This is a genomic window from Halorussus salinus, from assembly GCF_004765815.2.
Taxonomy (GTDB): domain Archaea; phylum Halobacteriota; class Halobacteria; order Halobacteriales; family Haladaptataceae; genus Halorussus; species Halorussus salinus.
This window is the reverse complement of sequence record NZ_SBIS02000013.1, coordinates 168,163-189,088: the sequence shown is the minus strand read 5'-3', so window position 1 is coordinate 189,088 and position 20,926 is coordinate 168,163. Positions and strand designations below refer to the sequence as shown.

General features: G+C 59.1%; 14 protein-coding genes and 2 pseudogenes. 3 read left to right on the top strand and 13 right to left on the bottom strand.

Going from position 1 to position 20,926, the window contains the following annotated elements; genetic code table 11:
* From EPL00_RS22745 to EPL00_RS22735, 3 genes are all read right to left on the bottom strand, one after another.
* Positions 1–1,572: a dockerin type I domain-containing protein gene (locus EPL00_RS22745; RefSeq protein WP_135855057.1), complete on the bottom strand. Its 1,572-nt coding sequence runs from the start codon at positions 1,570–1,572 to the stop codon at positions 1–3.
* Positions 1,572–3,863 (bottom strand): PKD domain-containing protein, encoded by a 2,292-nt coding sequence (locus EPL00_RS22740; protein WP_135855056.1) that lies wholly within the window; start codon positions 3,861–3,863, stop codon positions 1,572–1,574. Before EPL00_RS22740 ends, EPL00_RS22745 begins: the two co-directional genes overlap by 1 nt.
* A 331-nt stretch (positions 3,864–4,194) precedes the next feature.
* Entirely contained in the window at positions 4,195–10,545 is a 6,351-nt protein-coding gene (locus tag EPL00_RS22735) for a malectin domain-containing carbohydrate-binding protein (RefSeq protein WP_162224315.1), read from the bottom strand.
* Positions 10,546–10,941: 396 nt separating this feature from the next.
* Here EPL00_RS22735 and EPL00_RS24340 point away from each other — a divergent pair.
* Positions 10,942–11,061: pseudogene (locus EPL00_RS24340) on the top strand (DUF7342 family protein); the annotation flags it as partial.
* A gap of 77 nt (positions 11,062–11,138) precedes the next feature.
* Here EPL00_RS24340 and EPL00_RS22730 read toward each other — a convergent pair.
* Positions 11,139–12,104, bottom strand: coding sequence for a transcription initiation factor IIB (locus EPL00_RS22730; protein WP_135855054.1), 966 nt, complete (start codon positions 12,102–12,104; stop codon positions 11,139–11,141).
* Between the two features lie 464 nt (positions 12,105–12,568).
* On the opposite strand from EPL00_RS22730, the pseudogene EPL00_RS23940 reads away from it, so the two are divergent.
* Positions 12,569–12,751: pseudogene (locus EPL00_RS23940) on the top strand (UPF0175 family protein); the annotation flags it as partial.
* 408 nt (positions 12,752–13,159) lie between these two features.
* Here the strand turns inward: EPL00_RS23940 and EPL00_RS22720 are convergent.
* From EPL00_RS22720 to EPL00_RS22680, 9 genes are all read right to left on the bottom strand, one after another.
* Positions 13,160–14,656, bottom strand: coding sequence for a transposase (locus EPL00_RS22720; RefSeq protein WP_135855053.1), 1,497 nt, complete (start codon positions 14,654–14,656; stop codon positions 13,160–13,162).
* Positions 14,653–15,036 (bottom strand): hypothetical protein, encoded by a 384-nt coding sequence (locus EPL00_RS22715; protein ID WP_135855052.1) that lies wholly within the window; start codon positions 15,034–15,036, stop codon positions 14,653–14,655. Before EPL00_RS22715 ends, EPL00_RS22720 begins: the two co-directional genes overlap by 4 nt.
* Positions 15,037–15,139: 103 nt before the next feature.
* The gene (locus EPL00_RS22710) at positions 15,140–15,427 is read right to left on the bottom strand and encodes a hypothetical protein (RefSeq protein ID WP_135855051.1); all 288 of its coding nucleotides are present in this window, start codon (positions 15,425–15,427) and stop codon (positions 15,140–15,142) included.
* Positions 15,424–15,687 carry a hypothetical protein gene (locus tag EPL00_RS22705; RefSeq protein ID WP_135855050.1) on the bottom strand — a complete coding sequence of 88 codons (264 nt, stop codon included), beginning with the start codon at positions 15,685–15,687 and terminating at the stop codon, positions 15,424–15,426. Before EPL00_RS22705 ends, EPL00_RS22710 begins: the two co-directional genes overlap by 4 nt.
* An 837-nt stretch (positions 15,688–16,524) precedes the next feature.
* Positions 16,525–16,665: a hypothetical protein gene (locus tag EPL00_RS23720; RefSeq protein WP_202932752.1), complete on the bottom strand. Its 141-nt coding sequence runs from the start codon at positions 16,663–16,665 to the stop codon at positions 16,525–16,527.
* Positions 16,662–16,955, bottom strand: a complete 294-nt coding sequence (locus tag EPL00_RS22695; protein WP_135855049.1) for a hypothetical protein — start codon at positions 16,953–16,955, stop codon at positions 16,662–16,664. The genes EPL00_RS23720 and EPL00_RS22695 overlap by 4 nt, the downstream gene beginning before the upstream one ends.
* 374 nt (positions 16,956–17,329) lie before the next feature.
* A complete protein-coding gene (locus EPL00_RS22690; RefSeq protein ID WP_135855048.1) occupies positions 17,330–18,589 on the bottom strand; it encodes a tyrosine-type recombinase/integrase in 1,260 nt (419 codons plus the stop codon).
* Between the two features lies 1 nt (position 18,590).
* Positions 18,591–18,992: a HEPN domain-containing protein gene (locus tag EPL00_RS22685; protein WP_135855047.1), complete on the bottom strand. Its 402-nt coding sequence runs from the start codon at positions 18,990–18,992 to the stop codon at positions 18,591–18,593.
* Positions 18,985–19,377 carry a nucleotidyltransferase domain-containing protein gene (locus tag EPL00_RS22680; protein ID WP_238398294.1) on the bottom strand — a complete coding sequence of 131 codons (393 nt, stop codon included), beginning with the start codon at positions 19,375–19,377 and terminating at the stop codon, positions 18,985–18,987. Before EPL00_RS22680 ends, EPL00_RS22685 begins: the two co-directional genes overlap by 8 nt.
* A gap of 487 nt (positions 19,378–19,864) precedes the next feature.
* On the opposite strand from EPL00_RS22680, the gene EPL00_RS22675 reads away from it, so the two are divergent.
* Positions 19,865–20,902 (top strand): DNA adenine methylase, encoded by a 1,038-nt coding sequence (locus EPL00_RS22675; RefSeq protein WP_135855046.1) that lies wholly within the window; start codon positions 19,865–19,867, stop codon positions 20,900–20,902.
* Positions 20,903–20,926: the final 24 nt, after the last annotated feature.

Sequence of the window (20,926 nt, the reverse complement as noted above, 5' to 3'; positions counted from 1 at the left end):
TCAGGCCGATAGCTCCTGGCTGTAGAGTGCCTGGATGTCGAGAATCGTGAACTGGCCGTCGCCGTTGAAGTCGAAGGCCTCAGGGTTGTTCGCGATCGTCACGCTGTTCCGGGCACTCCACAGCGTCTGCAGGTCGTTCATTGTGACACTCCCGTCGCCGTTGATGTCCTCGTAGAGTCCGTCGCCATCACCATCGGCCGCGGGGTTCGCCGAGTCACCAACCACGAGTTGCGAAACCTCAAGCGTCGCGCCGTCGGTCGCAGTCACTTCGTATGCCGAGCCGCCTTCGGTGCCGAGTTCCGCAACGTCGAGGTTTAGATCGGTCGTGCCCTCGTTAGCGGTCTCGACAGTAACAATTGCGACTGTCACTGCCCCAGTGTCGGCGGTGTCGGCAAGCACGACTTCGAGCGTCGCTGACGCGCCGTCATCCGCGACTTGAACGTCGCTTAGCGCGGACGAACCGCTGTTTACCACAGTCGCATCGGTGATCGTCCCGACATTGGTGTCGTCAAGCGAAACAGTGAGATCATAGACGCCTATTCCGCCGTCGACGTCCGTCACGACGACGTCGAATGTAGTCGTCTGGTCGAGGCCTGTCAGCTCGCTGGCTGGCGAGAGGTTTACCTCACTCGTTGGCCCGGTTGGCTGCTCGCCGCCACCGTCGCCAGCAACTGTGACGCTCGTCACGGCTGAGTCTGTCACTTGATTGTCGTCGGCGTCCAACGCGGAGGCATCGGCCGTAATCGTGTAATCGCCTTCGCTGGCGTCATCAGGAACCGCAACGACGTATTCGACAGTGTAGACCTGGTCAACGTCGCCAGCGGCCCATATCCACTCGTTGGTGCTGGGCTTGTAGCTCGCGGGCCCGTCAGCGGTCTGGCTCTGAACACTCCAGCCGTCGGGCAGGTTGACGTCAAGCGCAGGCGCGTCAAGACCAGTGGTGTCCACTTGCGCGGTCATCGTGACCGTCCCGCCAGGCGCGACGGGGCCGTCAGCCGACTGACTCACCGACATCTCGCCCGGTACGGTCGTCGTCGGTTCGGTGGTCGTGGTGGTCGGTGGCTCCTCCGTCGTGGTGGTCGGCGGTTCGACGGTTGTGGTAGAGTCGTCTTGGACAGTTATCGTGGAACCGTCGCTCTGGGTGACGAACTCGTCAGTGTCAGGGTCGATGGCCGACCCGTCGACGCTAATGGTGTAGTCGCCAGCGGTGACATCATTGGGAACAGCGACAGTGTAGGTGATGGTGTACTCGCCGCCGGAGAGCCCAACCCACTCAGTGGTGCTCGCCTTGTAGGTGAACGGCCCGTTGGTCGACTGACTCTGGATAGTCCAGCCATCAGGGAGCGCCACATCAACGCCGGGCGCATTGTACCCCGTCGCGTTGACCGTGGTTTCGAGCGTGACGGTGTCACCAGGTATGACTGTCGCGTCACCAGCGACAGACTGTTGGAGGCCGATACTGTCGTCAGGTTGTGGTACCGCGGCGACGGGTGCGAAAGCGGCGACAGCGACGAGCAGGGCGACGGTGAGTGCAGTTACCCCCGTAACCATGATGCCGTCAGCCTGCGTCATTATGCGCCACCTCCGTTCCCGACTGGTTCGTTTTCAACCCACATGTCGATGAGTTCCTGCATTGTTTGCGTGTCGATGGTTCCGCCGTCAGTGCCAGGCACAGCCTCGTCGTTAGTCCACCAGCTAATCGCCTGCTGAATGTCGGACGTGCTAAGCTGGCCGTCTTGACCGGCGACTGCTTCCGGAATCGTCAGCGACTGTTGCTGGTTGGACACCTCAACCGTCTTGATCACCGTGTCCGTCGCACCGTCGTCACCGGTGACCGTCAGGGTCACCTCGTAGTTGCCGGGTTGGTCGAACGTGTGCGAGACGGTCTGGCCCGACGTCTGGACTATGCCGGACCCTGCATCGGTGGTCGCAACTACGGACACATCGTCGACATGCCAGTAATCGCCCGATGCGACCGACGCGCCTTCCTGATGGAACCGGAGCTGGAAACCATCATGGAGTGCGTCGTCCGCGTCGATAGTCACGCTCTCGGTGGTCTCAGCGCCAGGTTCGACGCTATCTTCAATGCGGTCGACCTCAACCCAGTTTCCATTCGCGTCAAGGTACTCGACGATCAGATCCTCGCCACTATTCGCGTCAGGATTCTCACTGAACGCCTCGTCGCCCTTCTGAATCCAGTACGAGACCGTCAGCGAGCCAGCATCACCCGCATCAAGCGCGGGCGAAACAATAGCTCCTTGCCCACCGTGATGGTAGGCCGACTGACTGCCGGAGTTCGAGGTGCTGGCGTCGACGCCCGCACTTGCTTCGGTACCCATCGCATCATGGGTCCAGCCGTCGGTCACAAGCGACCCGCTTTCGAAGTCCGACGCAAGGAGCGTCTGCTGGCTCTGGCCGCCCGTCGTCTCGATAGTCCACTCGTAGCTCGTGATGGCGCCGTCGTCGCTCGACGCGCTAGCGTCGAAGGTAACCGGCTCACCCGGTATGGGTGAACTCGGTTCGGCGTCGAAGTCGGCGGTCGGTGGCTGGTTAACGGCGGTTACCGTCACGGTCACCGTGTCGGTGTCAGTCGTCTGGCCGTCGGAAACCGCAACCTCGAAGGTCAGCGTCTCGTCAGCGTCGACGTTCGGTGCAGTGAGCGTCGGGGTCGCCGTGTCGGCGTCATTCAGGGTCACCGACTGACCGCCAGTTTGGGTCCACGAGTACGATAGGTCGTCGCCGTTCGGGTCGTTAGACCCTGTAGCATCCAGACTAACCGGGTCGTCCTCTTGAACCGTTTGATCGTCGCCCGCATCAGCGGTCGGCGGGTCATTCACAGGGGCAGTTGGCTGGACGGTGACTGTCACCGTATCAGTACTACTGGCTTGCCCGTCGGAAACGGTGAGCTCGAAGGTCAGCGTGCTCGTGCTATCGATCGACGGGGCAGTGAACGACGGCTGGGTAGCCGACGCGTCCGAGAGGCTCACGACAGGGCCGCCGGTTTGAGTCCAGGAGTACGACAGGGACGAATCGTCCACGTCATTCCCTGCGCCCGACAGCTGGACCGAGTTGCCTTCGGTGACCGTCTGGTCGTCGCCCGCGTCGGCGGTCGGCGGATCGTTGACCGGTTCGACCGTTACGTCTACTGTGTCGGTGCTACTAGCCTGCCCGTCAGAGACGGTAAGCTCGAAGGTGTACGTCTGGGTCTGTGGTGGTTCGGCTGGAGCGTCGAATGAGGGCGTCGCCGTGTTCGAGCCGCCTAGCGTCACGTCGGGCCCGCCAGTCTGAGTCCAGGAATACGACAGGTCGTCCCCGTCAGGGTCGCTTGACGCTGCGCCATCAAGCGTGACCGTCGCGCCCTCGTCGACTGTCTGGTCACTCCCTGCGTCAGCGGTCGGAGCCTGGTTTTCATCGACCGTTATCGTAGTCTGTATTGTGTCGGTCAGCCGCTCGTCCGTTGCCGGATCAATACCCGACCCCTCGGCGGAGACGATGTAGTCGCCCTCAGCGGCGTCCTCGGGTACCTGTACAGTGTAGGTTACTGTATGGCTGCCCGAGAGCCAGACCCACTGATTCACAGCGGACTTGTACGTACCGCCATCGGATGACGGATTGGTAATCGTCCAGCCGTTAGGTAGGTCGACGTCGATCGCCGGTCCGTTCGCGTCGGGGGCGGACACCGTCGTTTCGAGGATAACGGTGTCGCCGGGCGCGACAGTCGTGGCGGTCGTCGCTGTCTGAGAAATCGATACTGCTGACTGCGCGCCGACGGTCCCGACCGGCGTGAACGCCGAGAACAGGACCAACAGCGCGAGACTCACAGCTGTGAACTGTGTGAACCGCTGCGTGTTGTCCGTTTTCATTGTCTACCACCTGTACAGATCGTGTTGGTTGTGATTGCGACACCGAACGCCGCAGTCGATTCTCTCTCAATCGTACGGACGGTCGACGTACCCCGCGATTTCGAGATGGTACCGTCGACGGCTGTCAAGCGTGCCTTCGATCCAGCAGACTGCCCGATGCTGACGTGAGCTAGTGGATGCTCACCGTCAGTATCGCCGAGTGGGAATGGGTTTGAGCTGCAGCGTTCGGTCCGGACAGGAGCCGTTGCAGTACGCTGTCCGGCCGAAGTAACGGGCGTGATTGAGACGCCCGTACTGTGCGTCCAAACCCAATCATCAGGAGCCTGCATCGTCAGCTCCCTCCGTTAGAATCGTCGTTTGTTACGATTTCGATGGCGTTCACCTGCGGATTTTCGGCCGCTCCCTGCTCGAAGGTGACACTGATGATGCCGTCTCCATCGTCGGTGACGACGAAGCTCTTCATCGTCCCGTTCGCATGGCCGACGTCGGCTACGGGGTCGTACTGACTTAGGACCTGCTGGCCTTCGATAGAGACGTTGAACTGGCGGTCGCTAGGGTTGCTGGCACCGGAGAACTGATTACCGTGGTAGAGTCGAACCTCAACCTCCTGACCAGGATCCACTGAGAACTGCCACGTGGAGTTGCCGTACCGCTCGCAATCGTACACCGCGTCAGGGGTATTCGACGGAACCGACTCGGTGGGTGTGATGTTTGCGCCGCCACAGTAGTTCCCGGCGCTTGATTCGGCGACCGAGGCGAGGTACTGCGAACTCGTGTCCGCAACGCCGGTCCAGTCGGGACCGTCGTCCGTAGCGGAGAGCGTCGTCCCCTCACCGGCGTTCACGCGGTGGAGCACTTGCTGGCTCGACGAACCGCCGTCGTCCGAACCGGAGTCGGCGTTCTGGTCGTACTTCAGCGCGACCACGTTCGAGGTCTGGCCGGTGTCGCCGCTGGCGTCCTGGACGGCCGCGACGAAGTAGTTGAACCCGCCCTCGGCGCCGCTGCTCGAGGTGTTGGTCAGGGTCACGTCGACCGTGGCCTGGCCGTCGCTGCCGAGCTGAACGGTCTGGTAGCTGGCCTGTTCGGCGGTGTTGGCTTCGTATGCCTCGAGGTCGTAGCCGTCGGCCTGGTTGGCGAGTTCGAGCTGCCCCTCGATGTGGAGCAGTTCCACGGTCGCGTCCGCAGGACCGGAGACCGTGACAGTCTGGCTGGCCGATGAGACGGTTGCGGCGCTGTGCTGGCCGTCGAGGGCGCTCGCGTCGAGTGAGACGCCGTCGACGGCTAGGCTGGGCGCACTCGCAACGTCCGCTTTCGCGGTCGCCTGCGAGCCGCCGTCGCTGCTGTCACCAAACAACTGGGTCGTCTGGGTGGTGCCGTCAGCGTACGCAACAGTCACCGTCGCGCCCGACATCTCGAGCCCGGAGACCGAGCCCGCAGCGCCGGTTCCCTGGGCGTTCTTGATGCTGGTCGGGTCGATGTCAACCGAGAAGGCGAATGTCTCGCCGTTCTGGAAGTCGTTGAACGTCGCAGTTAGCTCGTCGTAGCCGTCGTCAGCGTTCTGGCCGTTGTGTGGCGCGGCAAACGAACCGCCCTGAAGACCGGTTGTGCTTGAGCCGCTGTCGGGCGTGAAGCCCTTCGAGCCCGAGTCGCCGGCGGTCCCCTGCGGGTCAAAGACGACGTCAGGGAACGCCGCTGAACTCAGGTCGTAGGTGACCGACGTAATCTGCTTATCGCCAGTGTTCGTGACCTCGAATGAGTTGGCGCCGTAGGTGCTCGCGTCAACGCCGCTGTTGGCAGTGACCGCGAAGTCGGCGGAACCGGTGTCACCGCCGGAGTCAGCACCCTCCTCGTACTTCAGGACTGCGACGTTCGACGCGAGGCCCATGTTGCCGGAGGCCTCACCGTGCGCGGCCACGAAGTAGTTGTAACCCGCGTTGCCCGCATCCTCATCGCCGGTCGTGTTGGTCAGCGTGACCGGAATCGTCGCCTCGCCGTTCGAGTCGAGCGTGGCCGTGTAGTACTCGACCGCCTCGGCGTCGTTGGCCTCGTAGGCCTCAACGTTGTAGCCGGTCGTTCCATCGTACTCCGGGACGTTCTTCAGCGTGAGTTCGCCCTCGACGCGCACCAGCGTGACCGTCTCGCCAGGCTGTCCGGTGACCGTGATGGTCTGGCTGGCTGACGAGACCGTCGCCGCGCTGTGGTAGTCGTCGAGCGCACTCGAATCGAGCGAGACGTCCTGGGCACCGATGGTCGGCGCCGGTGCCTCGTTGCCGTTGACGACGGCGGTCGCGCCGCCGTCGCTCCCGTCGCCCATTAGCTGGGTGGTCTGGGTGGTGCCGTCCTCGTAGGTAACCGTCACCGTCGCGCGGGCCAGTTCCAGTCCGGAGACCGGGCCAGCCTCCTGGGAGCCGATGGTCGCGCCCTTGATGGAGGTTGGGTCATTGTCGGCCCAGAAGGTGGCCTGTTCACCGGGCTGGAAGTCGCCGAACTCGACGGTCATCACGTCGTAGCCGTCGTCGGCGTTCTGACCGTTGTGGGGTTGGCTGAACGCCTCGCCGGTGCCGGGCTCGGTGAGGATATTGGTGTCGCCCTCGCTCGCGATGTTGAGGCCTTCACCGGTCGGGTCACCAGCGGTGCCCTGCGGGTCGAACACCATGTCCGGGAGTGTAGTACTACTCAGGTCGAAGGAGACCGACGTGATGTTTTTCTCGCCGGTGTTCGTGACCTGGTAGGAGCCGCTGCCGTAGGTGCTGGTTTCGAGGCCCGTGTCGGGCGTGATCTCGACCAGCGCGGAGCCAGTGGCGGCAGGCTGGTCGCCCTCGCCACCGTCGACCGATTCGTCCTCAGCCCACATATCGATGAGCTGTTGAATCTCCTGGAGGCCCAGCGTCTGGCCGTCGGTGCCTGGGACGGGGTCGTCCTCAGCCCACCAATCGATTGCGGTCTGAATCTCCTGGAGGTCGATTTTGCTGTCGTTCGCGTCGGGACCGTCGCTCTGGCTTGCGACAATCGCGGCGACCGACTGGGGTTTGCTTGGTACCTCGACGACCGAGACCGTCTGGGTCGTCGAGTCGTTCGCGCCGTCGTCGTCAGTGACGTTTAGCGTGACCGGGTAGTCGCCTGCCGCTTCGAACGCGTGAGTGACCTGCTGGCCGGTCGCGTCGGTCTGACCGTCGCCGTCAAAGTCCCACTTGTAGCTCGCAATAGAGCCGTCCGAATCACTCGCTCCGGACGCATCGAGCGTCACCTGTTCGGTGGCGTTCGGCTGACTCGGCGAGTAAGTGAACGAAGCCGTCGGCGGCTGGTTCACAGGCGGAGTCACGTACTCGGCCGAGATGTCGGTCCACGTCGCCGGGAACGGACTCGCGCCGTTAGACGTCGCGATGACGCCCACCGCGGGCGCGACGCCGTCGGACGTGTCGAGCCACGTCGCCGGGACGGCCGTGGTTCCGACCTCAGTTGCGTTCCCGTTGACCTCATACTCGGCAGTCACCGCGACTTCGTCGACATCGTTGTCTGGTGCGGGATCGGTCGTCGGGTCAACCGTCAGGCGGAGCGTTGTCTTCGACGTCGTGACCGCGCTGTCACTGACGGTTGGCTGACTGCTGAAGGTATCTTCAACCTCCTTCGCGAACTGGATACCGCCGTTGCCACCGTCGGCCGCGACGACCAGCTTGGTGTAGTTCGCCTGATCACCAGTGCCAATGTACAGACCAGCGGACTGGTAGTTCGCCGGGTCGTCCGGGAAGCTACTCACCGTCGTCTCGACGACGAACGGTTCGTCCGGCGGATTGACGCCGTACTGGAACGCGTACTGTTGGGTATTCGTGTCCGAGTACGCGTCACCCGGCGGGACCTGCTCAACCGTCAGGACCTCCGCCGCGCCGCCAATCGTCATCTGGGATGTGTCGTAGAGGTCCTGGTAGTCGGTTCCATTGGTCATTAGCCCGGTCCAGCCCTGGCCGTTCTCGCCGAACAGGCTGAGCTCCGACAGGTCGTGCTGGACGGGGAGCGTGGTGTCGATGCCGTTGTTCGCGTCAACCGCGAACGGGTCGTCGGTGTCAGCAAGCCCGTCGTTGTCGTCGTCGGGGTCGTTGACGTTCGAGGTGCTGTCACCGTCGAAGTCGGCGGGCGTGGAGGCCGCCGAGCATGGGTCGGTACCCGCGTCGAGTTCATCAGCGTTGTCGTAGCCGTCGCCGTCCTCGTCAAGCGAGGCGTCGTCGGCGCCGCTGCATTGCTGGCCGTCACCGCCGTCGCTGTCATCGCCGTAGTCGACCGGCTCAAGGATGGTAACGTCGTTACCACCATGGTTCGCGGTCCACACCGTCCCGGCGAACGTTTCGTCGTCGTCCTGTGCGGTGATGCCAAGCGGGCCGCCGGTGTTAGCGAGCGTCTCGACGTTCGTGACCGTTGAGCCGTCGGCGCTCAGTTCGATGCGCTCGATATCACCGCCGAGTTCGACTTGCAGGAGGTCGCCCTCCATCGCGCCGCCGAAGTTCGAGGCGGTGTACTCGGCCGTTCCGCCGGTCGGGCCGAACAAGACTTTGTCACCGCTCTCGGTCTCCATCGTGTTCGCACTGCCCGCCGGGGCGCCCGGGTCGGGTGACCCGCTCGTCGGCGGGATGTAGTCGGCCTCGACCGGGTTCACCATGCTCTCCGGAACGGGGGAGTTCGACGCTGTAATGTCGAAGATCATGTTCCCGTTCGCGTCGTAGATATCCGCCTCGGTCGGGTTGGCACGGATCGGCGCCGCGTGGCCGCCGTAGTCGCCCTCATCGACCTTGACGAGCTGGTCGTTGGTCGAGAAGCTGCCATCCTCGTTGGGGTGGTTTGTCACCGACGCGGCGTCGGCCACGATGTTCCCGTTCGCGTCAGCTGGCTGGCCGCCCCAGCCGCCGTTCGGACCATGATCCGCGGCGTAAATCTGGCCGCTTTCGGTCACGACCAGGTCGTAGGGGTTGCGATACCCGGCCGAGTAAATCTGCACCGGCCCGCCCTCGATTAGCTTCGCTTGGTTGATCCCGTCGTTGCCGCCGAACGGCAGGTCGTCGCCGTCCGTGGCATCGTCGTTCTGGATGGTGGGAATGGCGTAGTAGAAGTCGAGAGCCGGGTACGACTGATCGCTACCCTGCGGGTCGTAGGTCGCGAGGTCCTTCGCTTGGTAGTTGTTCTCGATTTGTGCGATGTTGATTTCGAGGATGGCCGCCGAGAGCGCGTATTCGGGCGTATGACCGAAGTTGTCGCCGGGCGCGCCCTTGTTGGTGTGACCGCCCTGTGCGACGTACAGCGTATCGCCGTCGGCCGAGAGATCGATCCCATTGGTCGCGTGGTTCTCCTCGGAACGAGGCAGCCCCATGACCAATACGTCGTGGTTGATTTCGCTACTTTCGAGCACGCCATCGCTTCCAGGCGAGATTTCGAGTCGCGAAATCGCTCCAGAGTTGGTGTCCGTGTCATCGTCATCTTGCCCGACGTCGATAGACGGGTCAGATGAGGAGACGTACACTACTGGATTCTCGACGGTTCCGCCAACGGTTAGACCAGTAATCTGGCGATTGTTTTCGCCGGGGTTGTAATCACCGGTGTCGTCGTGATTCGGGATCTGTTTGATGGCGTCGATCTGGACCTCGTTTTCGACCGTGTAGCTGTTGTCGCCGGTCCGAGTGATGTTGAGTGCGTACACCGTGCCACCCTGCGTCGAGACGTAGGCTCGCCCATCAGGCCCGAAGTCGATGGCCGTCGGGTTGCCCGCGCTGAAGCCCTGAAGTTTGCTCTTCTGGAAGTCGGGCTCCACCGCGCTTGCGCCCTCGCCGGAGAGATCGACTGTCAGCGGCGTGTTCGACCCACTATGGCTGACTTCGAGCGTTGCGCTTTCGACGGCGACCGCGGACGGTGAGAATGTCACCGGGATGTTGGCGGACTCGCCAGGTGCGAGCGACGTCTGAGACACCGACCCTGCCGAGAACGCGTCTGTGTCCGAGCCCGAGAGGGAGATATCCGAGATGTCGATGCTCGGGTCACCGTCGTCACCGAGATTCGTCACGGTGACCGTTTCTGTCGCTGAGCTCTCAGTGATGACTTGCCCGAAGTTGACGCTCGACGGACCGCCGAGTGTATTTGGTTCGGGCTGTGCTTCGACGATTTCGATTGCCGAAATCTTGGCGTTGTCGACCTCAGTCGTGAGGTCAATATCAAGAGTGCCGTCGGAGGGCGTGACGGTGAACGACTTCATCACGCCGGTCTCTGTTCCGACGTCGGCGGCGATGTCATAGTCGTTCAGTACCGTCTGGCCCTCGATGGCGACGTCGAAGACTCGTGCGTCCGCGCCATTGTTGTTGGTCACGCCGTGGTATATTTCGGCGAAGTAGAGACGGACCTCGTACTGTTGGCCGCTTTGGATGCTGTCAGAGAAGGTCCAGTTTTGGTCGCCGTACACTTCATTGCCGAAAATGTCCGTCGGCGTTCCTGACGGCACGGAACTGTCGAGAGACACTGTGCCACTGTACGAGCCGTACGATGATCCGCCGGTCACGTACTGGTTGTAGCTTCCGGACCAGTCCGGGCCATTCGATGGTGTCACGGTGTTGCCGCCGGCGTTCACTCGGTACAGCACGTCGCTGGCTTGCTGTGCTTGCGTTACCCCGACACTCGACAGCGCGCCGGCTCCTACTGCCGATGTCACTAGCAGCATCGAAAATATGACTGCTAAGAGTCGTGTCGTGTTTCGTGTACTATTCATCCTACCCCTTCCTGCGGTGATCTGTCTCTGGTCATGCGTCTGGTCTGGCGCTGACGACCGACTATTCGCGCACTTTTTGCTCTGTAAGGATTGACCAACAGCTCGACAAATGACTGCTAACCTTGGTTGGAGCGGACTTAACGTCCTCTTGTCGCGCCTAAGCGGTCGATACAGCGCCATCGTTCTCCGAAACAATATATACTTAGTTTGTTATGAGCAATCTGTGGTATTTCTGGGAGAATTAGAACAGTTCGTAGGGGCCGCCTACGACGCTTCAAGCGGGTCCTAATTGGACGGTGAAATATCACCCATATATAAATTACAGGACACACGTTCCCGATATCCTCGGAAGCGGGCTGGTTACACGAGCCGACCAAGCGCGCCCTCAAACACTTCGTCGATGACGGCATTCTCCGCCGTGACGAAAGCGGTACTCACACTACGTACTACTGCTACTATACTCTGGTATTCAGGTGAATAAATTGATAGTTGCTAAATCAAAGGCCCTGAGCGTGACTGAGTTCTGTTTTCAGTGCTCAATAGATGCCGAATGCTTCGATCTGCTCTTGATATCGATTTCGGATTGTGACTTCGGTCACTTGTGCAACCTCGGCAACCTCACGCTGAGTTTGCTTCTCATTACAGAGGAGTGACGCCGCATATATGGCGGCAGCTGCGAAGCCTGTCGGGGATTTTCCGGAAAGAAGGCCCTGCTCTGTCGACTCATCAATAATCTCGTTCGCCTTCAATTTCACCTCTTCACTGACATCCAGTTCGGACGTGAACCGTGGCACGTACTCTTTGGGGTCTACTGGCTTCATTTTCAGACCGAGTTCCTTTGCGACATACCGGTACGTCCGGCCGATTTCCTTCTGGTCAACACGAGAGACCTCGGAGACCTCTTCGAGACTTCGGGGAATCCCTTCCTGCCGACATGCTGCATAGAGACAGCCAGTGGCGACGCCTTCAATGGACCGACCACGAATCAAATCCTCTTTGAGGGCACGTCGGTACGTGACCGACGCAACCTCACGAACTGAGCGCGGGACGCCGAGTGCAGAAGCCATGCGGTCGATTTCTGAAAGTGCGAACTGGAGGTTGCGTTCACCCGCGTCCTTCGTGCGGATGCGTTCTTGCCACTTGCGGAGGCGATGCATCTGACTGCGCTTCTCGGAGGAAAGGGACCGCCCATAGGCGTCTTTGTCTTTCCAGTCGATTTGGGTAGTTAATCCTTTGTCGTGCATCGTCTGCGTGGTCGGCGCGCCGACACGGCTCTTGTCTCGTCGTTCGCTATGATTGAACGCACGCCATTCTGGTCCGCGGTCAATCATCTGCTCTTCGATGACGAGTCCACAATCCTCACAGACAACTTCGCTACTTTCGCCATTTGTAGTGAGATTCTCGGAGTCACACTCCGGACAGCTCTGACTCTCAGTTTCGTCTTCCTCGGTTTCTATCGTGTGGTCACTATTATTGGTTTGCTGGCGGGTTGGCCGGGCCATTAATTGAATCTCACATTATCGTTGGTCTGACTAATAGCTATGGTTCCATTGACCTCCTCCACGTCGAAAACGGCGCGGAATCCCGCCTCAGGGTTTCAATCGTTCGATCTGCAAGTTTTCAGTACGCATACGGAGGGAACCGGCGACACACCGGGGGACTCTCGTTTCTCTCCTTCGAGGAGTTGTGGCCCGGCCAATGAGGCCCACCGGATTCCGTGTTATACCCTAGCAGGTATGTGGGCAACTGACACCTTCCTACGGCTAAAGCCGTGGGCTTTCTCCTTGAACTTCTGTAGCTTAGCCAGAGGTGGCCAGCCGGTTCCGAGCCCGTGAGGGCAAACTCGATCTCCGACCAGGCATTGTGGTAGGTCGCGAAGGTCTCCGATGGCTTGTCGTAGGTCGTACAGCCGTTGGGCTCCATACACACAAGCCTAAGCAGAAGTTGAGGCCGGTCGTCTCACTGCATATGGTATTCTGGCGCAGTTCATAATGACCTCGACCTCCTCATCGAGGGTGCTGTCGAGGCTGGTGTGTTCGGGGGGAAGAGCGATGCGTTGCGAGAGTTCGTGCGTGAATACTTCGAAGATCACGAAAACGAGCGTATTGCTGCTGCAGTCGCACTCTACGAACGCGAGCGAATCACCTTGCGGTAGCGCGGAGGCCCCGTCCTCAGCGAGCGTCAGAGACGCGAGCAGGGCGGGGAGGAAGCGCGTTCGCACACACGTAACAGCCTCCGTGTGTAGTGTTGATACACTCCACGGGGGCCAAAACGGACCCGGTGGAGGGGCCGCCGAAGGCGGCGAGTAGGGCGGGGTAGTTTACGGCCCTGCTAAACCCGCTGTAGTCTCAACGTCAGTGTTCAGCGACGAGATAGCAAGGTAGCCAGATAATCGCTTGGATTCGACTTGTCTAGACGCTTCTTGCGGTCGCAACCAACTCGGTAGAGACTCGTCTAGACGACTCCGGCGGTCTAGACAGATACTCGACGCGAAAAACAGGGGTACAGCACAGTGACGCCTCTACGGAGTGGGAATACTACAGAAGAAACGCGGTGTCTAGTCGGGTGGGTCGAGGCCGAGATTCTGGCTGGCGAGCGTCAAGAACACGCCCGCGCTCACTCGCGGACTGTAGTCCGGGTCGTCCTCGAACGCCAGCTTCACCAGCAAATCCACGAGCCGCCAGACGTTATACAGGACGCACGCGAACGCGAAGCAGAAATACCGATACCGGTGGTCCTTCGAGGTCGTCCGGACACGGAACTGTTTGATTTGCTTGTAGCCGTTCTCGATTCCCCAGCGATGGCTGTACCGTTCAACAAACCCACGCACTCGTCCGAGCAACTGCTCTTCGGTCGCTGAGTCCTCGGGGTCCAGCGCCGGATGGTTCGTCTCGAACAACGCATACGCCTCCACAGCCTCGTCATCAACACGGTCGTCCTCGGCGGCTTCCTGCTCGCGCACCTCGTCAACAACCCCGCTGAACATGTGGCCGTCTTCGTCGTCTACGTCCACGTCGAACGTCTCGACGAACGCTTGGGCGTGCTTCTGCCGGTACCCCTCCCGACGCTCCTCCTCACTCTTCTCACCACTGTCACCGTCACTAGTGTCGCGGTCGTCGGTGTCGCTGGGTTCGAAAATGTCGGTGTTGCGGGCGGGGAGGTACAGCCGCTTGCGCGATGGGCCTTCGAACGCGCTCTGTTTCACCACCCGCACTTTCTTCCCAGCCTTCCGGAGCTTCGTACACATCACCTGTTCGTGGGTGTTCTTCCGCGCCGGATTCAAGTAGTAGACACCGTGGTCGTCACAGACGTTTTTCACGCCCTCCGAGTCGAACTCTCGGTCCATCATCACCAACTCGATGTCCGGCAGAATGTCGAGACCGCCGGAGAGGAGTTCGTCCACGATCTCCGCCTTCGATGTTCCACGCGAGAGGGGGAAGGCGTCGAGGACGAGTGGGACGTCGAGGCCGACGACTTGGATGGTTGCCCACTGGAAGTAGTAGTCGGCGCTCCGGTCCTCGTCGTCCTTATACCCGAGAATGTAGGGGTCCTCGGGATGGTTGTCGTCAGTCCACTCTATCTCACCAGCCCACGGATTCCCCTTCGTCACGTCGATAGCCGCCCACACCTTCCCCTGCAACTCACCGTTATGCCGAGCGCGTTGCACCAGCCGGGTGGTTGTATCCCGAAGCATCCGTCGAACCTCCTCGACGGAGTGCTTCTGGAGGTGGTGGCGGTGGGTTCTCCCCGTGTGTTTCTGGTCTTCCGGGCGGGTTGTGGCGGTTCGGAAGGCTTCGACACCGCCTTCGGTGAAAGTGTCTTGCTGGGTGCCCGCGAGTGCTTGGACTTCCCAGAAGCTCCCTTCGGGAATCTGGGCGTTCTGGCCTCTATCGAGATGGAAGGTATCCATCACCAACGGCTTCGCCTCGTGCCAGACCTCCCGCATCTTCCGCTCGGTCAACCGGCGCTCCGACCGCTCAGACTCACCGTCCTGTTTCTCGGGTTGGAACACGTCGTCTGGTGCCGGGATGTTGTTGTCGTGGGCGACTTTCACGAGGCTTCTCGGAACCCCATGGTTCGAGTGACGCTGGCGTGGTTTTCGAGGTAGGATGCGAGTCGCTTCGACTTCCAGCCGTTGGCGAGCCGGAGAACGTGCGCTCGAATCCACGGTTCAAGTGGGGTGTAGTTGCGGTGCCATGTCGCTCGGTCGTCGGGCAGGTTGATGAACTCGTGTGGGTCGCCGTCGTCGGGGTTCAGGCCGATCTCGATGTCTGCGGCCAGCTCGCCGAGTGTCGCGTTCGGGTTGTCGTGTTGGAGGTAGTAGACGGCGAGTGTGTCCGCCCAGTCGCCGTACTGGTGTTCGGCAGGGATTCGCCAGTGGGTGGCGAACGAGATAGGGTGCGAACCTGCCGGGGCGAATCTGGTTGCGGACACGTACGCGCCTAGCTAATATGGCGCTTGTATTTAAGCCTTAGCTATGGCAGAGTGGAAAAATACAAGGGAGAAGCCCCCTACGGCTTGATTTGTAGCAACAGGTCTATTCAGCGTTGGCAAAAGCGCCCAACTGCTCCTGCGGTTCCTCGTCGTCTACCGCCCGCGCCTCGACCGGACAAATCCAGTGCTTCTCACCGTCGTACTCGGCGGTCGCGTGGTACTCCATTCGTTCGCCACACCGGGAACACCACGACCGCTCGTTCTCCCCGGATTCCGGTCGAGACTTGTGTTTCACGATGTGGGGCGAGTGGTTGGTCGCTTCTCGGTGCTTCATCACCTCACCAATCAACTCGAACGTCTCGTCGCAATCGGGGCAAATGTACTTGGTCATATTGTGTTGGTATCTTCAGCAGAATATTTTAGAAGTCTGTCAAGAACACGGCGCGGTTTCCCGTCTTCAGCTACGATCTGGAACTTCGGCTGGACTGTGACGTCGCTTGTGTCTCCCTCGCGTTCGCGGATGACAAACTGGGTGCCGTCCTCCCCGAAGACGTGGTGCATTCCGTTACCTTCGAGGTTTTTCTTCAGGGCCTCAACATTGACTTCGGCAGTAACGTGCTTCGGCATCTCGTCGTGTTCTTTGCCGCTCATTCTCTCCCCGGAGTTCATCTTCTGATGAGCTTCCGAACAGCATCTCTTTGCCGCATTTGACGCAATAATCTTGCATCACGCCGTTTTCATCGAATATGCCGAGATCGGTGTCGTCGCTCCCACATCGCTTACAGGGCATTGTTCACCTCCAAGGTTTCCCAGCGGTACGCGAACCATGTCCCGGCAAGTGCAGTGGTGATGACTGCAATTGTGTAGATCGGTGAGCTGTACCCCGCGAGGTCCCCGACCAGTGGGAAAATAAAGAGGCTGAATACGCCCCCTTTGGCAAACCCACGGCCTATTTTTAGGACTCGGGATTGTAATTGCCTCTCATCTGCCATCGTGCGCGGTTCGGGATCACTCATTCATTCTCACTCAGTCTTTTTACGGCGGAACCGTGATTGATTATAGAGTGGTACGATAGAATCACTCCAGCAGCTATCCATATCGCCCCGTAGATAACAGGGTCTACGCCATGTACGACAGTAAATGCCCCAATCCCTGCCCCGAGATAACCAACCCCCGACCGCGAAAGCCAACCCCACGCCATCTCTACTCATTATTTCCGAATCAAGCCAACCAGCAACCGGGATATTCTCGACACGGCTCCGACTCCTGTTGTGCTTCGGTATCTCGTCGTGGTCATCCCCGCTCATTCGTTTTCACGCTCCATTCTCCGCAATAGTCTTATTGAACCCAATACCGCAATGGCTATCCCCAAGACCAGCAGAGGCCCATCAATCGGATCGAAGCAGACGGCGTTGCAGCGATTCTTACTACTGCTGCTGCATGGCGGACACTAGAATGGATTGAATCCGGGGGAAAAGTAACCGAAGGTCATTCGCTCTCACTTTCCTCCTCGACTTCTACGACTGCGACTGTCACGGTCTTCCCCGCGTATTCGCTTCCGAGCGTGACGCGCCCTCGGTCGTCTGCTTTCTTCTCGTCTATATCGGTGGCTGAGACTTCGACTTTCATTGCTTTTCCTCCGTAAGAACGCCGTCCTCGACTAGATTATCCAGTAGTTCTTGGTCATCGAGCCGCCCGGACCATGCAAAGTCTTCTTTCTCGTATCGGTCGGTGATGACGATGATTCCGTCGCCAGCGAGCAGCACGTCGATGTAGTCCGGATTTTGCTCGTGAGTCGTCTTGAAGCGGCGTCGGTCAAGGTCGGTCTGGTTACGGACACCGCGAGCGGCGTCCACGTCCATCTGTTTCAGGGTGTTGAGGGTCTCGATCATCGATTCAGTAGGCGAATCTGTATTCATTGTTTACCTCATGCCCGCCCGTGGAATCGAACCACGGTACGCCAACGCGGGTTACTGGAAGTGTGGGACGAAGCAGTTCGGGCAAGCTTCGTCCATCTTTTCTCCGTCGCCATAGCAGTCCAACAGATCGTCTCGGGCAACGTAGTGTCCGCAGTTCCTACACCCGCCATCGTTTCGGTACACCGTCACGGTCATGCTCTCTGTCATACTACCCACTTATACTTTACCCATATTTACCCACAAGACAGAATTAGCACACAATCAACTCACTAGACAAATCCAAGCGATTGAGAGTGACGTTGCCATCTTCAGCTCAGCAGTTCAGTATAGCATTATGGAATTTATAACAGCGAGTCCATTTATTCAGTATAAAATCAGAGGTACTCGTCGAAAATACCCGCAAACTCGCCTTGCACAAGGTCACGCATTGCGTCGGCGCGAGCCTGCCGTCGCGTCCGTTCGTCGAGGTAGTTGCGTTCGGAGACGGACGCATCGCGGCTTCCTTGCGAGGCTGCGACAGCCGCTGTTCCCGCTTCGATGGTTGGGCGCTGCTGGCGATAAAGGCGATACCACGTCCGTCGCCCCATCTTCGGGAGTGGGTAGCTGTCAGCGATGGTGACGTCGGCGCGCTCGCCGAGATCACGGAACCACCGTCGCGCCGTTTCCGTCGATATCGGATGTTCAATCGACTGTCCAGGAAAGAGATAGCCTGTCCAATCGTCGTGTTCACCGAGAGCGTTGATGCGGTCTTCGATGGCGTCAACGCCGACGAGAAGCTCAACCGTGTTCCGAGTACGCCGTGCGTTCTTTCGCTGGCCTGCCTCAAACTCAATGTAGGGGACATCCTCATCAGCGGGGTCGAGGACTAGCTGGTCTACGTGCAGTTCACATGCCTCTCTGGGACGGAGTCCCCATCCGGCAAGCGCAAGCAGAAGGAAGCGCTCGTCGTCGTCGCCGGCGGCGAGTAGCCGATCAAGTTCGTCGCGACTGAGGGCGGGATGGTCGTACCGAGGATCTTCATCCCATCCGAAGCGGTTCAAGAGATTCTCGGCCGGATTGTAGAGTCCACGACCCATCTCTTCGAGGAATGTATACCAGTTTTTCACCGCTGAGACGTACTTCTTCTTCGAGGCAAGCGTCCCCAACTCTTCATCAAGGACACGGAATGTGTCTCGTACGCGTGCAATTTCATCGGGTTTCGCGTTTTCGTCCAGTAGCGGTGAGAGGAGGTCGCCTGTTTCATTGACTTTCTGGTATGTGGTGACGTAGGTTTTCAATCTTGATCGCCGGGGTCCAACTGTAGTCTCAGCGCGTCCTCGGTCACGTTCTAGTTCTTCAAGATAGTCTTCGAGGCCTCGAACGGTGGGTTCGTGGGAGATATGCCAGTTATTGTCTGATTCAGTGGGATTCGGGGGAAGGCCGACGGTGTCGTAGAACTCGCCAGGTGAGAGGGCGTGGTCGCGCCGAAGGCGTTCAACGAATCCCGAGAAGTTTGTCTTGAGCCACCGGTACGTTGGTGTCTCCTGAAGAGGGTCGGCGTCAAAATCGGGGTCGTTACGCAGTTTTGGAATAATCTGCTCCCTATAGAACTGCTCAAACTCGTCAAGGTCATTGAACTGAGCGTAGTTAGGCATATCAGTCGACAGTTAAACACAAAGATTCCATTTTGGAGACAAACTTGTCAGTTCGTGCGAGGAGTGCATCGATATCCTCGTCGAGAGTTCCATAGCCGTAGTCGGCCTGCTGACGGAGTTCCTCACGGTCGTTCAAGAAGCGGCCGTCATTGCGCGATGCATCGCCTTCACTAACAATCTCAGACCTAAATAGGGTGAGAACTCCGCCGTGGGTGCTGGGGTCGTACCCTCGGTCGTATAGGGCGGCCTGTGAGACATGAAAGCAGGCGTAGTACAGACGGTTGATTACGACTGCGTCGGAGAGCCCTGCATCTCGTGCCCCTTCCGCGTCAGCGAGTGCTTGGTGCGCCTGCTGGAGTTGATCTTCGATTTCAGCATCACTGGGTGCTTCATCATCAGGCATACGAACGACCCTCTCGGAGGACATTTCGGACGAATGGGTTCCCCTCTCGTCGGTGACGTTTGAATGTTGGTTCGGCCAAAATGTGGAGTTCGACGAGCGGCCCATACTCAAGCATCACGTCGTATGCGATATCGCGTAGAGAGTCAGCGAGAGCGTCCTGGTCGGGAGTATCTTCGAGGACGATGAGAACATCAACGTCACTCGACCGACCACTTGCTTCGCCACGGACGGTTGACCCGAAGATGTACAATTCGACAAGGACCTCGGCGTGGTGAGACCGTGCGCGCTCAACAAAAGCTCCCGCTGCCTCGCGGTGCGCGCCAGCAGGGAGTGCATCTCCAGTGGTCTCACTATTCATATTCTGAGATACGTACTCTGCCTCCATTATATTTCCCCGTTGGGGGAGGTGCTTTCTGGATAGAAGCTGAGTCGCTTTGTTTGAGAGTGGTTTTGAAGACATGATTTCTGGCAGGTAGGCCAATTCAATCAATAATATTAGTATTTGTGGTGCATGGTTGTCTGGTTTGGACAACCACACAACACAGAAATACCCGCGAAATAACCAAAATACTCATAAACCATATATCGCGATAACAAATCTAACACTGTTGGAAGTTAGACTACTGTGGGTTTAGTGGGGGTGTAAAGCGTTTTTCCGACGAACCAGTGAGCGGGAACTGCTTCAGATTATCTCTCGTTCGCTTCTTCCTGTCGCACTCACGACCAGGTCGTGGTTTTGGACTTCGAATCAAAAGAAAAGGCGAGGGGAAACTGTATTTCAGATTCATTTGATAACAGTCAGATAAATATGAGGAGTCTCTATGAATTGAACAACAGAAATAGAGTCCGTAACCGACTTGTTCTTGGAAGATATGTTCCAACAAGTGCCGACTCAGCGCGATCGAATCTGGGATGCAGCGCTTCGCCTGTTAGAATTTGAACGAACATTTCGCTCAACTGATGTGCAAGAGGCAATCGATGGCGAGCCGCCCGCAGAACGGACTGTTCGGAACACTTTGGATGCGATGGAGGAGTTAGGTTTGCTTAGCAGCAAAGGTGGGGCAGGCAGAGCGCCACGCGTATTTCATCCACGGAAGCCAGGCGTCGCCGACAGTCCCGGCGGATACTCTCCTCAACAGAGCTCTCATTCAGGCACGTTTCCGTATCCTGGCGGTAAAGGAAGCATCGCGGAATGGGTTATTGAGACGATGCCTGCACATGATACCTATGTCGAAGTCTTCGGTGGGGCAGCGGGGGTACTCTATAACAAGCCACGGTCGAAGTACGAGATCTACAACGACCACAACGAGGACGTGACCCAGTTCTTTCGCGTACTTCGCGATCGCCCAGGTGAGTTAGCAGAGTGGTTGCAGGCCGTGCCGTACTCGCGGGCGCAGTATGAAGAATGGGTGACGGAGTTCTATGATGGTATTCGACCAGACGATCCGATTGAACGCGCAGGCCGCTTTTTCTCACTACGATACATGCAGTATGTCGGCGAGTCCTCCTCCCCGAACGGCTTCAAGGCGCGGGCGAAGCGCTCGCCAGCGCGGACGTTCGACAATGCTAGACAACGCATCCAGACGTTGGCCCAGCGGTTTGGCCAGGTCACCATCGAGAATCAAGACTACCAGGCGATTCTGGAGAACTACGACGATTCTGCCGTCGATGTCCTCTTTTACTGTGATCCGCCCTATCTCGGTGCAGAAGACGTCTATGGCGAGGAGTTCAATCACCAGAAGTTCGCCGAGTGTCTCCGAGAGGTCGAAAATGATTGGATGGTCTCCTATTCCGAGGTTCCCAACGCGCTACAGTCATATACTATCGTGGAACGGGAGAGCCGACATCGGATGCGACGTAGTTCACCTGGCGTCAATGAGCGCCTCATCTGCAATTTTGCACCGGAGTGACATCCCCCCGCCCTAAAGAGTAGT

Bases quoted from the DNA above. Each gene is read 5' to 3' on its own strand.
- EPL00_RS22745 (WP_135855057.1), bottom strand. From the start codon at position 1,572: ATGACGCAGGCTGACGGCATCATGGTTACGGGGGTAACTGCACTCACC.
- EPL00_RS22740 (WP_135855056.1), bottom strand. From the start codon at position 3,863: ATGAAAACGGACAACACGCAGCGGTTCACACAGTTCACAGCTGTGAGT.
- EPL00_RS22730 (WP_135855054.1), bottom strand. From the start codon at position 12,104: ATGGCCCGGCCAACCCGCCAGCAAACCAATAATAGTGACCACACGATA.
- EPL00_RS22710 (WP_135855051.1), bottom strand. From the start codon at position 15,427: ATGACCAAGTACATTTGCCCCGATTGCGACGAGACGTTCGAGTTGATT.
- EPL00_RS22705 (WP_135855050.1), bottom strand. From the start codon at position 15,687: ATGAGCGGCAAAGAACACGACGAGATGCCGAAGCACGTTACTGCCGAA.
- EPL00_RS23720 (WP_202932752.1), bottom strand. From the start codon at position 16,665: ATGAAAGTCGAAGTCTCAGCCACCGATATAGACGAGAAGAAAGCAGAC.
- EPL00_RS22695 (WP_135855049.1), bottom strand. From the start codon at position 16,955: ATGAATACAGATTCGCCTACTGAATCGATGATCGAGACCCTCAACACC.
- EPL00_RS22690 (WP_135855048.1), bottom strand. From the start codon at position 18,589: ATGCCTAACTACGCTCAGTTCAATGACCTTGACGAGTTTGAGCAGTTC.
- EPL00_RS22685 (WP_135855047.1), bottom strand. From the start codon at position 18,992: ATGCCTGATGATGAAGCACCCAGTGATGCTGAAATCGAAGATCAACTC.
- EPL00_RS22680 (WP_238398294.1), bottom strand. From the start codon at position 19,377: ATGGAGGCAGAGTACGTATCTCAGAATATGAATAGTGAGACCACTGGA.
- EPL00_RS22675 (WP_135855046.1), top strand. From the start codon at position 19,865: ATGTTCCAACAAGTGCCGACTCAGCGCGATCGAATCTGGGATGCAGCG.